A 15,073-nucleotide genomic window follows, 5' to 3' on the forward strand; every position below is an offset into this window, starting at 1 on the left:
CTCAGCCTCATCGCGATCAGCGCGCCGGCGCTTCCACTGCCCTCAGCACAGCTCGCCGGGCGCTGAAACCGAGTTCTTCACGGACGACGAGGTAGATGCGTGCGCCGCGCGTCGTCCGCCGCCAGGCACCCTCTGCCGCCGACGCCGGCTGTGGCGAGGGCAGCACGACAGACAGCACCAGCGCCGCCGAGGCGAGGAAGCCGAGCGCGTTCAGCCCGAACAGCGCGTGGTATCCGGTGACGCCGAGCAGAGCCGCCGCGATGGCCGGGCTCGCCAGCGCCTCGAGGTCATAGGCCAGACGTGAGAGGGAGAGTGCCTTGGTGTACTCCGCCTCCTCCGGCAGGATGTCGGGGATCGTCGCTTGGAAGGTCGGCGTGAACGCGGCCGAGCCGGCCTGCAGCAGGAAGATGAGGGCGTAAACCTGCCAGATCTCCGTCACGAAGGGCAGCACGAGTGCGATGGCGGCGCGCAGCAGGTCGAGTGCCACCAACAGGCTGCGGCGCGGCACCAGATGCACGAACGCACCCGCGACGGGTGCGACACCCACATAGGCGACCATCTTGATGGCCAGCGCCGTGCCGAGCACAGCACCGGCATCGGCCCCCGCCAGGTCGAAAGCCAGCAGTCCGAGTGCCACGGTCGCCAAGCCGGTCCCGAGCAGCGACAGCAGCTGCGCTGCGAAAAGGTGGCGATAGGTCCGGCTGGCGAGCGGGCTGAACACGGCGCTTCAAACTCCGTGACTATCCGCCGGCCGAAGCCGGCGGGGGGGGCCGGTTTCAGGGACGGATGATGCGTGCGTAATTCCCCGTCGTGCGCAGGGTCACGGTCAGATCACGGCCGGAGCGGTTGCGCCAGAACCAGCCATGCGTGCCATCAAAGATGGCGGTGAACTCGCCCTGTTCACCTAAAGAGCCACGGCCGTTCTTATAACTGTGCGCTGCGTTTCGCCCGGGGTTGGGCGGCTCGCCATGCAGGTCGTAATTGACCTGGCCGGTGGCGGTCCAACTGTAGCTGGCCCGCGCGCCACGACGCATGTCGAGCTTTACTTCCAGGCCCTGGTTCGGTCGCAGCGTGATGGTGGTCTCGTCGGTCCGCGACGCGGCTGCGGGCGCCGGTGTCTGTGCAGCGGCCGGACGGATGAACAGCCCGGCGAAGATCGCCCCGGGCAGGCTGGAGCCGGGCCCCGGCGTTGCGGCGGGTGTTGCGCGGTCGGCCTCGGCTTCCGCGGCCAACTGCATCTTCAGCTCGCCCATCTCCGTCAGGCCGAGCGGACGGCCGATGCCGGTTGGGTCGATACCGTATTCGGCCGGCAGCACCACCGCGACCAGGATTGCAGCGGCGGCGATAGCTGCGATGGCGGTGGAACGCAGCAACTGCTTCGAGGAGGGCAGTTCGGCCCGGGTCGGAAGGTCGGTGTTGTACATGTCAGGGTTCCTCACGAGACGAACCAGCCGGTGAGCTGATAGCCGATCAGCACGAACCCGGCGGACATCATCACGACGTTGGCGGTGTGGGCGTGGCTGAGAAAGCTCGGGCTGCGGCGCCAGAAGCCCATGGCGATCAGGATGGCGCCGAGCGCCAGCAGCTGGCCGACCTCGACGCCGACATTGAAGGCGAGCAGGTTCGGCAGCAGCCCGTCCGGCGAGATGTCGTAATCGAGGATCTTTGAGGACAGGCCGAAGCCGTGGCAAAAGCCGAAGATCAGCGTCGCCACCCTTGTGTTCGGCTGGAAGCCGAGCCAGCGCTGGTAGGCGCCAAGGTTGTCCAGGGCCTTGTAGACGATGGACAGCCCGATGATAGCGTCGATCAGGTAGCTGTTGATGCCGATGCCAAAATAAACGCCGGCCAGCATCGTGGTCGAATGGCCAAGCGCGAACAGGCTGACATAGATGGCGATGTGCTGCAGCCGGTAGAGGAAGAAGATGACGCCGAACAGGAAGAGGATGTGGTCGTAGCCGGTCACCATGTGCTTCGCGCCCAAATAGACGAAGGGCAGCAGGTGAACGCCGGTAATCTCCTGGATGTAGCCCTTGTCGCCCTCGGCCACGGCATGGGCGAGCGCCTCCGCGGTGGCGCCGAGAAGGGTGAGACCCAAGACGAGGACGCATAGCCACGGGATTCGCGACAGGCGTTGGTTGCCCGCGATGATCGGATTCATGTTGTGGGACCGCATAGGTGGGAAGGGGACAAGCTGTCCGAAGACGGCGGCATGGGAAGCTCAGCCGAGCTCGCGGGGCGGCCGTTCCATTCTGTCGCGTGGCGTCGGCGCAAGGTCCTCCTGCCCCGATCTCGCAAGTCGGGCACGCGGCATCCATCGCGGTGTCAGGTTGGCCGGGCGCGCGGTCACCGCCTCATGCAGGTGGTCCGCGATCGTGTGGTCGGCGGCATCGTGGGAGCCAGGCAGACCCGGATCGTCCGTGGCATGGACGTGGTCATCGGCACCATGCGTCGACACCGCGGCCAGCGGCGGCGCAAAGGTGCAGATCAGCAAGGCCACGAGCAGCAGCCTGACGATGTGTCGGAACCCCCTCATGCCGCGTGGCTGCTCCAATCCGGTGCCTCCAGCGCCGATAGCAGATTGACCATATCCCTACCAGATGGATAGGAATCTTACATGAGCGTAGCGCATGTCCACGGGTCCCACCCCGAGATCGTCAAGCGGCTGAAGCGGGCGGAGGGTCACCTGCGTAGCGTGGTCGAGATGATCGAAGCGGGCCGGCCGTGCCTGGACATCGCCCAGCAGCTTCACGCGGTGGAAGCGGCCATTACCAAGGCCAAACGCACCCTCATCCACGATCACCTCGATCACTGCCTGGACCATGTCATCGGTGCCATTCCGCGTGCTGCCCGTGCGCCGATTGAGGAGTTCAAGGCTATCACCAAGTATCTCTGAAGCTCAGCGGCGTGCTGAGTCTGGCGCGCCTGGCAGCGGCGTCGCCGGCTACCGCTCCTCCGGCGGCTTGATGTGGCGGAAGGCCCAGAGCAGTGCCAGGTCGTAGAGGATCTTGAGCACGCCGCAGAGGATGAAGGGCGCGGTCTCGTATCCAGCAGCGAAGATGGTGCCGGCGATTGCTGGCCCAGCCGCGGCTGCCAGCCCCCTCGGCACCGCCGTGAAGCTCGCCGCCGCCGTGCGTTCGGGCGGGGTGACGACGGCCATGACATAGGAGGTCCGCGTCGGCACATCCATCTGCGACAGCGCCGAGCGCAGCAGCAGCAGGCCGAGCGCGACCTCGACGCTCGGTGCGAGCACCGCCGCGATGAGGCACAGGCTCGACGGGATGTGCGTGAAGACCATGGTGTTGATCAGCCCGATCCGCCCCGCAAGCCAGGCAGCGACCGGGAAGGAGAAGGCCGACAGCACTCCCGACCAGAAGAAGAACAGGCCTGCCTGCGCCAGCGAGAGGTCGAACGCTCGAACAGCCAGAGCGCGAGCAGCGCCTGAACAGCGAGCCCTCCCGCGAAGCTGTCCACGCTGAACAGCGCGGCGAGCTTCACGACGATCCCCCGCGAGGGACCAAGCGGTGCGTGGCGCTCGCGTCGGTCCGCGGCCGGCAGCACCGGGATCGAGCGGTAGGCCAGGAAGCAGGCGACGCCGAGGGCGGCGTAGACCAGGAAAGACGATCGCAGCGCCTCAAGCTCCGTGACGCCGGTGCGGGCCAAGAGTTCGGGCACGCCGGCGGCGAGCGCTCCGACGGCGGCCGCCATCGCGCCGACCAGGCTGTAGCGCGCGAAGACGGCAGTGCGGGCGGTGTCGGACGATGCACCGGTCGGCAGCGCCTGCTCCAGCGGGGCAAAGATGCTGACGCTGCCGGCGGACGGGTTGATGGTGCCCAACAGCGCGACCAGGGCGATGGCCATGAAGCCCGCCGCCAAGGCGAAGCCGACGCCCGTCGCCGTCATCAGCCCGGCCGCGAGCAGGAGCAGAAGCCGCGGATCGGCACGGGTGCCGGCGACACCCACGCCGAGAGTCATCAGCGCCGAGCCAAGCAGCGCCAGCGTGGCGACAACCCCGACCTCCGCGGCGCCGAAGCCGAACGCGAGGAGGTAGGCGGGCAGCAGCACCGCCATGAGGCCATCGCCGAAGTCGCGCAGGGCCCTCGCGACGAGGATCCGGCGGATCGGGTTACCGCTCGCCGCGGTGGGCATGGTCCCAGTCGCTGCGGCTCTGTCGGCTGTCCCGTCCGTCACCGGCGCCCCCTCCGGCGCTGGTCGGCAACTTCGCGTCTGATCATCCCAGCGCCTCCGCCTCGAGCGCATCGAAATGCGTGAGGCTGTCCGCCTTTGTCCAGAACCCAACCCGGCCGGCGCCAGGGAAGGTCCGGTCGGTCGCGCCGAACACGACCTGCCCGTTGAGCGAGACCTCGAAGCGGTCGCCTTGGACCGCCAGCCCGAGGGTCTGCCAGCGGTCGCGGGGCACGCGGATGTCGATGCCCGCGAACTAGGTCCGCCGTCCGTTCACCAGGTGATAGAGGCGTACGTTGTCCTCGAGCGCGTTCGCCCGGGCGACGTAGTAGTTCCGCGCGTCTCGGTAGCGCACCACCAGCCCGGCCGCCTGGTCCACCCGGCCGTCTACCGGCCGGAAGCTTGCCGTGACGCGGACGTCTCGCGCCTCAAAGCCCTCCACCACGGCGACCGGGAAGCGTGCATTGGTGCGGTCGCGGCTGGTCTCCGCGAGCACACGTGGTCCAGCGGGTGACGATGGGTCCTCCAGCACGAGCCAGCGCGGTGGAGGACCGCCACCCGCCAGCCCAATGCTGAACTCTGACGGCGGACTACCGGTCGCCATTCTCTCGAAATCTTGCCGCCAGCGCTGCCCCTGTGCATGCGCCCGGCCCGAGACCGCCGCGCCAGCCGCTATCAGCAGGCTGCGCTTGGCCAATCCAGCCCGATCGCTCCTCATCCCAGGATGAGCTTCGTGACGAGGCCGACCGCTGCGGTGATACCGAGCGTCCGGAGAAGGCCGAGCTTCAGCCAGAACAGGCAGGCCGCCGCCAGCGCGGCGAGTGCCAGGGCGAGTGGATCGATCGAGCCGAGCCTGGGGATATCGAAGCCGACAGGTCCCGCCTCCCATCGCTGCACATCGGCGAACAGCACGCGCAGGCCGAACCAGAGCGCCAGGTTGGCGATAACGCCGACGACCGCGGCCGTGACTGCGGCCAGGGCACCCGTCAGCGCGCGATTAGAATGCAGCCGCTCGACGTAGGGCGCGCCAAGGAAGATGAAGGCAAAGCACGGCGCGAAAGTCACCCAAACCGTCAGCACCGAGGCGAGCACGCCCCAGGCAAGCCCGCCGGCGCCATAGCCCGCGAGAAAGCCGACAAACTGGAGGACGAGAATGAGCGGCCCTGGCGTCGTCTCCGCGAGTCCGAGACCCACCAGCATCTGGTCCGCCGTGAGCCAGCCATAGCCCTGCACGGCCTCCTGCGCGACATAGGCCAGCACGGCATAGGCGCCGCCGACAGTGACCACCGCCATCTTCGAGAAGAACCAGGCAACGTCGGCGAAGACACCGCCGACCAGCAGCGTCAGGACGGCAACCGGGGCGAGCCAGAGCGCTACGGCGACCCAGCCTGCCTGCCAAGCCTTGGCGGCCAGTCGGGCAGGCCGACCCGGATCCGCCGCCAGCACGGCGTCGAGCACCGCTGGCGGGCCGTCTTTGGCGGTGCCGTGGCCGCCCGCCTTGAAGGCTCCGGGCGCGAAGTAGCCGATGAGGGCCGCGGTGAGCACCACGATCGGGAAGGGTATGCCGAAGGCGTAGAGCGCCATGAAGGCGGCGGCGGCAAGAGCCCAAGCCTCATTGGTCTTCAGCGCGCGCCGGGCCACGCGCAGCAGCGCCTCGACTACCAGCACGAGCACCGCACATTTCAGGCCGAAGAACAGCGCCGCGACAAGCGGTACCTCACCGAGCGTGGCGTAGAGGATCGAGAGGCCGAGCATCACCGCCATGCCTGGCAGAACGAACAGCGCCCCGGCGGCGACCCCTCCCCGCACGCCATGCAGCAGCCACCCGAGATAGGTTGCGAGCTGCTGGGCCTCGGGCCCAGGCAGGAGCGTGCAGAAGTTGAGGGCGTGCAGGAAGCGGGCGTCGGAAACCCAGCGCCGCTCGTCGACGATCTCGCGATGGAGCAGGGCGATCTGCCCAGCCGGGCCGCCAAAGGAGAGCAGGCCGATCTTGAGCCAGACCCTGAGCGCCTCGCCGAAAGACGGCAACCGTGGCGGTGCTGCTGCCAGGGCGCTGCTCACCCCCACCTGATCTGGCGTAACGATGTTCGAACCCGGCACAACCGTCCTCCTTCGGCGCAAAGCGCCGGAGCATGGACGCGATGCTTGGGCCGAAGCCTCACGGGGCGATCGCGAACTGGCCCCGAGCCCAGAGCATGGTCAGCCAGCCTGGACCGGTCAAGTCCGCCGACTGCGCCATGCATTTGCGATTCAATGCGATGGGAGGATCATCTGCAGGCTCAAGCCGCCTGATCAAGCGCAGTGCCCCGCCCCAAGGCAGCAAGCATGCTGGCACTGACGTCGTTGATCCACGTCGCCAACGCATCCGGCGTCCGCGAATGCAACACTCGGTGGTAGCGCCCGACCAGATCCCGTGCCGTAGCCAGCGCCGGGACGGTCGCCTCAACGGTGGTGACCCTTACCGCCTCCGCCCGCGCGAGACGGTCGCGGCCGGCTAGCATGACCCGGGCAATGGTCCTGGCCGGCGGCACCCGGCCAGTTGCGCCGCCTCCGGGCCGCTCGCTGCGCCGAGGCCGCCTGACCCATTCGGTGACAACCCGCGAGTAGCCACCCAAACCCTCGGCGCGCAGGTGACCCCACAGGCCGGCTGAGTGGCGACACCGGGCTTCCCACGGCTCCTCCAGCCGCGAGGTGTGCTGCCCAGAGCGCCGGGCAACCTCGGTCGGCAGCAGCTCCACGAAGGTCTGTCGCGCGCAACCGAGCACCTCCTCGATCCGTTTGCGGATGCGCTGGCTGACGGCGTAGCCCGGGTGCCGCGTGGTGCGGCCATCAATCGCCGAGCGACGGCCGTTGATGTGCTGCGCCACGTGCGGCGTCACGCCGAGGTCGCGCAGTTCGACCACGCAGTCGCGGGTGTCGTAGTTCTTGTCGGCGCCCAGCGTCGCCCGCGCACCGCGGGCCAACCCGGCCACCATCTCCCGTGCCGCCTCGCGCTCCGCCGTGCCGATCGCCAGCGTCGCCTTGGCCGCCACCACCAGCCCGTTGCGGTTCTCCATCACCACGTGCCCGGCCGTTCGACGTGCGCGCCAGCCGCGCCTCTGGGTAGGTGGTCGAGGCGTGCCTCTCGTTACTCCGCTTCTCGCCATGGAAGTCCCGCTCGCCGTTGCGACCCGGCCTAGGCGGCGCGCCGGAGCCATCCTTCGGCCGGAAGCTCTTCATCGAGGCCCAGGCGTCCAGCAGCGTGCCATCCACCGAGAAATGCTCGGACGACAGCAGCGGCTTGACCTCGGGCGCCGCCAGCACCGCCTGGAAGAACTGCCGCGCGATGTCGCCCCGCAACAGCCGGTCCCGGTTCTTGGTGAACACCGTCACGTCCCACGCCGGCGCATCCATCGCCAGGCCAATGAACCAGCGGAACAGCATGTTGTAGCTGATCTGCTCCATCAGCTGGCGTTCCGACCGCACCGAGAAGAATGCCAGCAGCAACAGCGCCCGCAACAACTTCCCAGGTGCAATCGAATCGCGACCGCCGACCGTGTACAGCTTGTCGAACTCACCCCACAGCCGCACCAACGCCCCATTCACCAGCAGCCGGATCAGCCGCAGCGGATGCCCGACTGGAACTATCTCCTCCAGGCTTAGGTAGCTGAACATCGAACCGGTCTGACGATCCGCTCCGCGCATCCCAACGGCCGCCGACCACGCAGGGCCGGGGAATCAAATCATGCGCGATTCGAAAAGCCGAATTTCCGCAGCCTGTTAAGCCGCGATCAGCGCGTGCGGCTGAGTGAGCTCGATCTCATCTCTCGCAGTAGCGCCAGTCCTTAGTAGCGGCGGTTATGGCGGCTTCGGCTGTGGCGGGGCGGGCCACCGCCAGAACTGCGCTGCGGCGCGGTGAGCGCGCCGCCAACCGCACCCACGCCGGCGCCGATCAGCGCGCCGGCGACGGGATCGCCACCTGCAACGGCACTGACGCCAGCTCCGGCGCCGGCGCCCAGCAGGCCGCCGGTCAAAGCGCGCTCGCCGGGCGATCGGCCGCAGGCAGCGAGGCCCAACACGCTCATCAGCAGTACGACGCGGATGGTGGTCTTGGCATGAGGACGCATGTGGGTCTCGAAATCGGGGTTTGTCTTCGCGTCCGGGAGGTGACGCGCAACGGGCGTCCAGGAGGATCGCCCAAACACGATGTTTGCGCTTGAGGAAATAAATCAACCTCTGGCCCAGCCTGCGCCGGTCACTCCTACTTGATCTTGTTGCTTTGCCGTTTTTATCTGCGGTGGTGGTCCCGCACGGGTCAATCAGCTTCTTGTTGCTCTCAGAGGCCCGGCGGCCAAGCGCCGTCAGCAGACCATCCAGATGGGTCTGCCGTGTGCCGGCCGAGCCTTCCTGCGTGTGCAGCCAAGTTAGCAGCGCCACCTGCTATTGCGCCGTCGGCAGAGGCGCCAATGCAACGCCCGCATCCTCGCGTAGGGTGACCCTGGCGCGAAGCGCCTCGATCGCGGGCAGGTCGAGCTCTACCTCGGCACCGGTCTCGGCAACGGTCCGCCCCGGATCCAGGCATCCTCCGCCGTCTGCCGCATCGCCCAGCCACGCATCCGCCGCTCGCCGAACCGGACACCACTGGCAGCGTACCCCGGAGAATGGGCGGAGGCGCGGCGGGGCAGCTCGACGCACACGGCCATTGTCACCGCCAAGACCGCCAAGTTGTAGAGGGTCCAGGTGATGATCACGGATTTGCCGTCACCGGGGTCGCGCTCGAACACCACGTCGGTGAGGATGGCATAGAGCAGACCCGCCACCGTCAGCAGGAAGACCACGAGCATCGGCATTAGGAGGCCACTGCACGATGATCTTCGTGCGGTCGCCGCGCTTGGACCCCGGCTCGGCTACGCCGTGATGCTGCGGCGATCGGCTCCGAAGCGGCCGCCATGGTCGAGGCGATCGTGGCCGCCAAGCCCCACCCCGAGCAGAGCTTCCGGGCCTGCCTCGGCATCCTCGGCCTGGTGCGCGGCTGCGGCGCTGGCCGGGTGGAGGCGGCCTGCCAGCGCGGTCTCGATATCGGCGCCCGCAGCTATGGCTCGATCGCCGTGCGGTGCAGTGCCCCGCACCCTGCACAACGGCCTCGACCGTGCCTACGCGCCCGAGCCCGTGCCGGACACCCCGTCCATCCGGCACCCGAACATCCGCGGCGGCGGCGGCTACCACTGAGGAGACAGCATGCTTACCAACCCGACGAGCGAGCGGTTGCGCGCCCTTGGGCCTGGTCGCCATGGCGCAGGCCCTCGAGGAGCAGAGCCGACAGCCGGATCTCGATGGCCTTGGCTTTGTGGAACGCCTGGCCCTGCTGGTCGAGCACGAGGCGACCGGCCGCGAGAACCGGCGCATGCGTGCCCGGCTGAAATTCGCTGGGCTGCGCCAGTCCGCCTACATCGAGGATGTCGACTGGCGCGCTGCCCGTGGCCTCGACCGCGCCATGTTCCAACGCCTCGCCAGCGGTGACTGGATCGACAGCCACCAGGGCGTGCTGCTGACGGGGCCGACCGGGGCGGGCAAGGCCTGGCTGGCCTGCGCCCTCGGACACAAGGCCTGCCGCGACAGACGCAGCATGCTCTACGAGCGCCTGCCGCGGCTGCTGGAGGCGCCGCTGGCCAAGGGCGATGGCCGCTACGCCCGCATGTTGAAGGGCTTGGCGCGGGTGCTGGTCCTGTTCCTGGACGACTGGGGTCTGACGCCGCTGACCGCTGAGGGGCGCCGGGACCTGCTGGAGGTCATCGACGACCGCCACGGCCGCGCCGCCACCGCAGTCACCAGCCAACTGCCGATGCCCTCCTGGCACGAATGGATCGCCGACCGGACCATCGGCGACGCCATCCTCGACCGCCTCGTCCACAACGCCCACCGCATCGAGCTCAAGGACAAGTCCATGCGCCGCCGTGCCGCCCGCCGTGCCGTCGCAGCTGACGCCGAGGGGGAATGCTAGGCCAAACTCCGTCCGCTCGCAGACCGCCACCACAACCCCGGCCGGCTTCGCTCGGAACAGGTGGCCCGCTTCAATCGGAACCCGGCTCTCCCGCATTTTATGTGGTTTGTTCCGACGCTTGCTTGGCGTCAGCGCGTCAACCGCCGGCATGAACTGCTGGACTGAGCATTCGCTCGTGACCGGCTGGGGGCAGACGTCTACGCTGCACGCTCGGACATGGGGGCGGCCATGGAGCAGGATCCGCGTTCTGCAGGAACGGACTTGCTGGGCCTCGATCTGCTTGAGGCTTGGCTTAGCTCCAGCCGTGCACCCGAAGACGCGATGGAGCTGTCGGAGCTGGACGGGTTTCTGGCTGGCATTGCTGTTGGTCCACAGATCATCATGCCGAGCGAATGGCTACACTTCGTGTGGGGCGACGAGCCGCCGGTGTTCGAGGACGCTGCCGAGGCGGAGGCGATGCTCGGTGCCATCATGGCCCGCTACAACGAGATCATTCACGGCCTGCAGGACGAGGAGGGCATCCTCGAGCCACTGTTCCTGACCAATGAGACAGGCGAGGTCATCGCAGACCTCTGGGCGGAAGGGTTCCTCGAAGCTGTCGGCCTGCGTCCCACCGCTTGGGATCCGTTGTTCAGCCACCGCGATGCCGGCTCGCTGATGATGCCGATCCTGCTGCTGGCGCGCGGCACCGACGAGTTCGATCTCGACGTGGACGAGGATCGCCTCGACGAACTGCTCGCCGAGGTGCCAAACATGATCGCGCCCTGCGTGGTGGCCATCGACCGGTTCTGGAAGACCAAACGGAGCCGCGGACGCGTTCCGAAGATTGGCCGCAACGCGCCCTGCCCCTGCGGGTCGGGGCGAAAATACAAGCTCTGCTGCGGCAGGAACTGAGGTTGCGGAGGGTTGCCGCCAGCGTGAACCAGAGGCCACGGCCGGCGCCCTGATACCTTCCTGGTCATGCGGTCAGGAGCACACGTTGGCGCAGCAGGTGAAAGCCGGCGCGGCCGTACATGGAGCGCTTGATCGCCTTGAGGCGCGTGATCTGGCCCTCCGCGTGGCTGGTGGTCCATGGCGTTGCCATGGCGGCAGCCACGGCGTCCTTGTCGCGCTCAAGACCGCGGGCAAAGCTGTTCAGCAAGCCCCTCCGGGCGGTTTCTATCCATCCAATCAGCGTCGCCTTGGCGCTTGCAATGTCGGGGCGGCGCTTTCGGAGGAACTTCGCGAAGGCGATGGCGAGGCGGCCGGCGCGGATCAAATCGGGCGCGGCGCTGGCCAAGTGATCGACGAAGGCCTGCTCCTTCGCGTCGATCTGGTGACGGGATGTGCTGATCAGGCGTGCGCAGCGCCGGGACGAGGGGGTGGGCCAGGTCATGGTGCGGCGGGGCGCCTCCGCTGCTCCCGCGCTCTCCTCGCGGCGGCGGCGCGTCGCCCAACGCACCACGCTGCGCAGGCCGCCTCGGTAGCCTTGGGCGTGGAGTTCACGCCAGAGCCGGGCGCCATTGCGGCAACCCTCAGCCCAGCGACGGGCCAGATAGGCCTCATGAGGTCCAATATTTCTGGGTTGCTCAGGCTTGTTGTGCGACGGCGGTCCATTGGCCTTGAGCCAGCGATAGACCGTGGGCAGGCTTGCGCCGACGGCACGGCCGATTTCGTGGTGGGTCAGATCCTGCCGATGCAGCCGCGCCATCTCCTCATGGCGGAGCTGACGGCGATGTCGCCGGTCCGCCCTAAGAAGTTCCTCGCGTGTCGCCGGCGGAAGCACGTGCACTGTTGGGGTGGTGGTCTGCTCCGACACGGCGCGCGCCGCATGATGGACGGCACCGCGGTGGCGATCAACGCCGCCCCGCAGCGCATCGCCGAGGTTGCGGAGGAGGTGCCAGCGATCCGCGACCTGCATGGCATCCGGTGCGCCTTGCCGTACGGCATCAGCGTAGGCGCCAGCGCGATCGCGCGCGACAATCTCGACCCCGTCATGGCGCCGCAGCCAGGCCGAAAGTGTGCCGGTTTCGCGGTCAGGCAGGAGGTCGACGACACGGTTGCGCTCAAGGTCGACCAGGATGGATCCGTAGGTCTGGCCGCGACGCCAGGCCCAGTCATCGACCGCCAGCACGCGCGGCGCTGCAGGCTCGGGCGTCCGCGCGCGCTGCACGAGGCGCAGCAAGGTATTGGGGCTGGCCGGCATGGTCAGCCGCCCGGCAAGGCGGGCGCCGGCCTCCCCACCCAGAGCAAGGCCGAGTTGGCACTGGACCTCGGCCAGCCGCGCGCTGCGGCCTGCCGAGCGGGCTGCGATAGACCCCAGCGGCTCGGCAAAGGTTTGATACGGGCAGCAGGGGTTGGCGCAGCAAAACCGGCGCACCCGGACCAAGAGCGCGGCCGGACGGCCCTGAAAGGGAAGATCCCGCAGCCGACGCCGGTAGACACCATGAATGCGGCTGGAGGTTCCATGACAGCCTGGACAAGCCGCGCTCGTGGCACGGAGCGCCGTGACGATGGTGATCTGGTTGGCCGACGACACGATCTGCTCAACCGCAAGGCCGCTGGGGATCAACGGCAGAATGCGCTTCGACAAGAGAACCCGTCGATTGCTTCAGGGCTATCGTAAATGGGCAGCCTGCCTCCCCAGCGCCAGACACCACACAATCTGCGGGAGAGCCCGGAACCCACGGCCAGCTTCGTCGGAATCCGCAATCAGCGAGCGCGCGACCACGACGCAGTCGTACCCGGCCGCGCTCAACTGCCGCTGGATCCCGTAGCCGCACCGTCCGGCTTCGTAGCAGAAATGGAGCGCTGTTCCCGACATCGCCAGCTTGCCCGCCGATGCTTTCAGCGCGGTCGGCGTGTTGACGATCGTGCCGTATTCGCGGACCTCGCCCCTCCTTGTCTGCCGCGGCCACCGCCACCGCAATCGTCTCCTTGCGCACATCAAGGGCCACGTAAGCGACAGGCTTCTCCATGACCCGTCTCCTATGCATGAGGCTCGGTGCCGGACTATCCGGCGCAACCCTCGCAACCGGCATACTGTGAGACCGGTCGCCCCTATCTCAGGCGGATGTCTGGTCTAGCTGCCAACAATGCTGATGTTCGGGTGGTGCAAAGAGGACGAGTTCGACCCGCTCCGCGCCTTCAACGTAAGCATCATGCCCAGGCGGGATCTCGAAAAAGTCGCCACGGCCGATCTGCGTTTCGACCCCAGTGTCTAGCATGCGGACCACGAGCTTGCCGCTGACACAGTATCCGGTGTGGCGCATCGGGCAGGAGTCGGGCGAGCCGAGCAGCGGCTTCTCGTCGGCCTCCCAGGTCCAACCCGGCTCGAAGATCGCATGCATCCCAGCAGTGCCGTCAGCCATCCGAATGATGGAGATCCGACCACGTTGCTTCATGTCAAGCAGCTGATCAGGTGTCTCGAACCGCTTCACTTCGATCGTTGATCTCATCTTCCAGTCCTTTTCTTGTTTTCAATGAAGGGCCTGGGCCTGGTGCAAGAAGATTCCGGCCGCAGCCAGTACCGCTGTGAGCCCGCCTACTGGCGCCGCGGATCGTCGGCTGGGTTGACGTAGGTGATACCCCACGGGCCAACGCTGTGGATCTGGACGATCGTCTCCTCGCTCGTCCAGGCGAAATGGGGCGCGCCGGGCGGCATGATGGCGAAGCCGCCGGCGCCCAGGGCCGTGGTTCTTGATGGGTCCAGCCGGTTGCCGCCGCCCATGTGGAAGGTGCCGGACAGGACGGTGACGTGCTCGATGACGGGATGGTAGTGCGCCGGCAACCGATAGTCGGCCGGAAACCGGAGGCGCGCGGTGATCGGCCTTGCTTCGTTCAACGGCCCCTCGATGACAGCGATCTGGGCGCCGGGCGGCAGTGACGGGATGTCGGCCCATCGCAACTCCGCCGGCAGCAGCATGACGTGCCCGCCATGAGCGTGGTCCTGGGCCGCGACCGTGTTGACGAGGGGCAGCGACATCAGCCCGGCGAGCGCGATGGTCAGTGAGCGGCGCATGGGATGGTCCTTCCGATGGGGTGGTCAGCGGCGGGTAATGACGATTTCGAGATAGTCGCTGGGGACAACCATGGTGTCGTCGCCGGAGCGGTTGAACCGCGCGACCAGGTCGATGACGTCGCGCTCCAGGGCCGCAGCCGCCTCCTGTTCGAGCGCCGCGAAAGCCTTCAGCAGTGGTCCGTAGTAGCCGCGGAACACGTCGAGCCAATGCCGCGCCGACCCGTATCGGAACACGAAGGCCCGCTTCTCGATCCTGATGGATGCGGCCTGCCCGCCAAACATCGCCTCGATGCGCTCCTCGGTGCCCCAGAGCGCCGGTGAGTTGAGGCCGGGCGGCGGTGGCAAATGCTTGCCGATGGTCTTGAACAACTGGCCGATGAAGCCGTGCGGCGTCCAGTTGGCCAGGCCAATCTTGCCACCAGGCCGGCAGACGCGGAGCAGTTCGGCCGCGGCGCGCTCCTGGTCGGGCGTGAACATCACGCCGAAGGTGGAGACGACGACGTCGAAGGTGCCCTGGTCGAAAGGCAGTGCCTCGGCATCGGCCTGGCGGAACTCGATTTCGAGCCGCTCTGCCAATGCCCGCTCACGGCCGCGTTCCAGCAGGGCTGGGACGTAGTCCGTCGAGACCACGTGGCAATAGCGCCGCGCCGCCGCCAGTGTGGCATTGCCGTTGCCGGCGGCAACATCCAGCACGCGCTGTCCGGCTCGGAGGTCCACGGCCTCGCACAACGTCTCGCCAACGATCTGCAGCGTGGTGCCGACGACGGCATTATCGCCCGACGCCCAGGCGGCCTGTTGCTTGGCCTTGACCGCTGCGTGGTCGGCGGGCGGTGGTGCCGCAACCTGGCTGGTGCTCATCGGCGGGTCTCCGGGTTTGACACAGGCGGCACACTGGCGGTGGCTTCAGCTAA

At 67.8% G+C, this 15,073-nt stretch carries 18 protein-coding genes and 3 pseudogenes; 3 read left to right on the plus strand and 18 right to left on the minus strand.

All coding sequences use genetic code 11. The features are described from left to right. Nucleotides 1-16: 16 nt before the first annotated feature. Genes ACLF3G_RS27270 through ACLF3G_RS27285 form a run of 4 tightly spaced genes read right to left on the minus strand, consistent with a single transcriptional unit; the run spans nucleotide 17 to nucleotide 2,533 of the window. The gene (locus ACLF3G_RS27270) at nucleotides 17-721 is read right to left on the minus strand and encodes an MFS transporter (RefSeq protein ID WP_430672535.1); all 705 of its coding nucleotides are present in this window, start codon (nucleotides 719-721) and stop codon (nucleotides 17-19) included. A gap of 55 nt (nucleotides 722-776) precedes the next feature. Next, a complete protein-coding gene (locus ACLF3G_RS27275; protein WP_430672536.1) occupies nucleotides 777-1,424 on the minus strand; it encodes a hypothetical protein in 648 nt (215 codons plus the stop codon). Between the two features lie 11 nt (nucleotides 1,425-1,435). After that, nucleotides 1,436-2,158, minus strand: a complete 723-nt coding sequence (locus tag ACLF3G_RS27280) for a HupE/UreJ family protein (RefSeq protein ID WP_430672537.1) — start codon at nucleotides 2,156-2,158, stop codon at nucleotides 1,436-1,438. A 60-nt stretch (nucleotides 2,159-2,218) separates the two neighbouring features. Continuing rightward, nucleotides 2,219-2,533 carry a hypothetical protein gene (locus ACLF3G_RS27285; RefSeq protein ID WP_430672538.1) on the minus strand — a complete coding sequence of 105 codons (315 nt, stop codon included), beginning with the start codon at nucleotides 2,531-2,533 and terminating at the stop codon, nucleotides 2,219-2,221. Between the two features lie 81 nt (nucleotides 2,534-2,614). On the opposite strand from ACLF3G_RS27285, the gene ACLF3G_RS27290 reads away from it, so the two are divergent. Next, complete coding sequence (locus ACLF3G_RS27290; RefSeq protein WP_430672539.1) at nucleotides 2,615-2,893, plus strand: metal-sensing transcriptional repressor; 279 nt, start codon at nucleotides 2,615-2,617, stop codon at nucleotides 2,891-2,893. Nucleotides 2,894-2,941: 48 nt separating this feature from the next. Here the strand turns inward: ACLF3G_RS27290 and ACLF3G_RS27295 are convergent, their stop codons facing one another. The 9 genes and pseudogenes from ACLF3G_RS27295 to ACLF3G_RS27335 all read right to left on the minus strand — a co-directional run bounded on the left by ACLF3G_RS27295 (nucleotide 2,942) and on the right by ACLF3G_RS27335 (nucleotide 9,290). Then, the gene (locus ACLF3G_RS27295) at nucleotides 2,942-3,361 is read right to left on the minus strand and encodes an MFS transporter (RefSeq protein WP_430672540.1); all 420 of its coding nucleotides are present in this window, start codon (nucleotides 3,359-3,361) and stop codon (nucleotides 2,942-2,944) included. Further along, complete coding sequence (locus ACLF3G_RS27300; protein WP_430672541.1) at nucleotides 3,304-4,146, minus strand: MFS transporter; 843 nt, start codon at nucleotides 4,144-4,146, stop codon at nucleotides 3,304-3,306. Before ACLF3G_RS27300 ends, ACLF3G_RS27295 begins: the two co-directional genes overlap by 58 nt. 82 nt (nucleotides 4,147-4,228) lie before the next feature. Beyond that, nucleotides 4,229-4,417 carry a hypothetical protein gene (locus ACLF3G_RS27305; protein WP_430672542.1) on the minus strand — a complete coding sequence of 63 codons (189 nt, stop codon included), beginning with the start codon at nucleotides 4,415-4,417 and terminating at the stop codon, nucleotides 4,229-4,231. 21 nt (nucleotides 4,418-4,438) lie between these two features. After that, complete coding sequence (locus ACLF3G_RS27310; protein ID WP_430672543.1) at nucleotides 4,439-4,786, minus strand: hypothetical protein; 348 nt, start codon at nucleotides 4,784-4,786, stop codon at nucleotides 4,439-4,441. 110 nt (nucleotides 4,787-4,896) lie between these two features. Then, nucleotides 4,897-6,282: a chromate efflux transporter gene (chrA, locus tag ACLF3G_RS27315; protein ID WP_430672544.1), complete on the minus strand. Its 1,386-nt coding sequence runs from the start codon at nucleotides 6,280-6,282 to the stop codon at nucleotides 4,897-4,899. A gap of 656 nt (nucleotides 6,283-6,938) precedes the next feature. Further along, nucleotides 6,939-7,866: pseudogene (locus ACLF3G_RS27320) on the minus strand (IS5 family transposase); the annotation flags it as partial. 140 nt (nucleotides 7,867-8,006) lie between these two features. Continuing rightward, nucleotides 8,007-8,288: a hypothetical protein gene (locus tag ACLF3G_RS27325; RefSeq protein WP_430672545.1), complete on the minus strand. Its 282-nt coding sequence runs from the start codon at nucleotides 8,286-8,288 to the stop codon at nucleotides 8,007-8,009. A 408-nt stretch (nucleotides 8,289-8,696) separates the two neighbouring features. Further along, nucleotides 8,697-9,011 carry a hypothetical protein gene (locus ACLF3G_RS27330; RefSeq protein ID WP_430672546.1) on the minus strand — a complete coding sequence of 105 codons (315 nt, stop codon included), beginning with the start codon at nucleotides 9,009-9,011 and terminating at the stop codon, nucleotides 8,697-8,699. Nucleotides 9,012-9,068: 57 nt separating this feature from the next. Further along, entirely contained in the window at nucleotides 9,069-9,290 is a 222-nt protein-coding gene (locus tag ACLF3G_RS27335) for a hypothetical protein (RefSeq protein ID WP_430672547.1), read from the minus strand. Between the two features lie 109 nt (nucleotides 9,291-9,399). Here ACLF3G_RS27335 and istB point away from each other — a divergent pair. Beyond that, nucleotides 9,400-10,162: pseudogene (gene istB, locus ACLF3G_RS27340) on the plus strand (IS21-like element helper ATPase IstB). A 228-nt stretch (nucleotides 10,163-10,390) separates the two neighbouring features. Then, nucleotides 10,391-11,056, plus strand: a complete 666-nt coding sequence (locus ACLF3G_RS27345) for a UPF0149 family protein (protein ID WP_430672548.1) — start codon at nucleotides 10,391-10,393, stop codon at nucleotides 11,054-11,056. A 64-nt stretch (nucleotides 11,057-11,120) separates the two neighbouring features. Here ACLF3G_RS27345 and ACLF3G_RS27350 read toward each other — a convergent pair whose 3' ends face one another. The 5 genes and pseudogenes from ACLF3G_RS27350 to ACLF3G_RS27370 all read right to left on the minus strand — a co-directional run bounded on the left by ACLF3G_RS27350 (nucleotide 11,121) and on the right by ACLF3G_RS27370 (nucleotide 15,020). Next, nucleotides 11,121-12,734 (minus strand): ISL3 family transposase, encoded by a 1,614-nt coding sequence (locus ACLF3G_RS27350; RefSeq protein ID WP_430672549.1) that lies wholly within the window; start codon nucleotides 12,732-12,734, stop codon nucleotides 11,121-11,123. 117 nt (nucleotides 12,735-12,851) lie between these two features. Further along, nucleotides 12,852-13,119, minus strand: a pseudogene (locus tag ACLF3G_RS27355) (IS110 family transposase); the annotation flags it as partial. A gap of 87 nt (nucleotides 13,120-13,206) precedes the next feature. Continuing rightward, a complete protein-coding gene (locus ACLF3G_RS27360) occupies nucleotides 13,207-13,599 on the minus strand; it encodes a hypothetical protein (protein ID WP_430672550.1) in 393 nt (130 codons plus the stop codon). An 86-nt stretch (nucleotides 13,600-13,685) separates the two neighbouring features. Continuing rightward, nucleotides 13,686-14,162 carry a cupin domain-containing protein gene (locus ACLF3G_RS27365; RefSeq protein WP_430672551.1) on the minus strand — a complete coding sequence of 159 codons (477 nt, stop codon included), beginning with the start codon at nucleotides 14,160-14,162 and terminating at the stop codon, nucleotides 13,686-13,688. A 24-nt stretch (nucleotides 14,163-14,186) separates the two neighbouring features. Continuing rightward, nucleotides 14,187-15,020, minus strand: a complete 834-nt coding sequence (locus ACLF3G_RS27370; protein WP_430672552.1) for a class I SAM-dependent methyltransferase — start codon at nucleotides 15,018-15,020, stop codon at nucleotides 14,187-14,189. Nucleotides 15,021-15,073: the final 53 nt, after the last annotated feature.

Source organism: Falsiroseomonas sp. HC035 (assembly GCF_050563525.1).
Lineage (GTDB): Bacteria > Pseudomonadota > Alphaproteobacteria > Acetobacterales > Acetobacteraceae > Falsiroseomonas.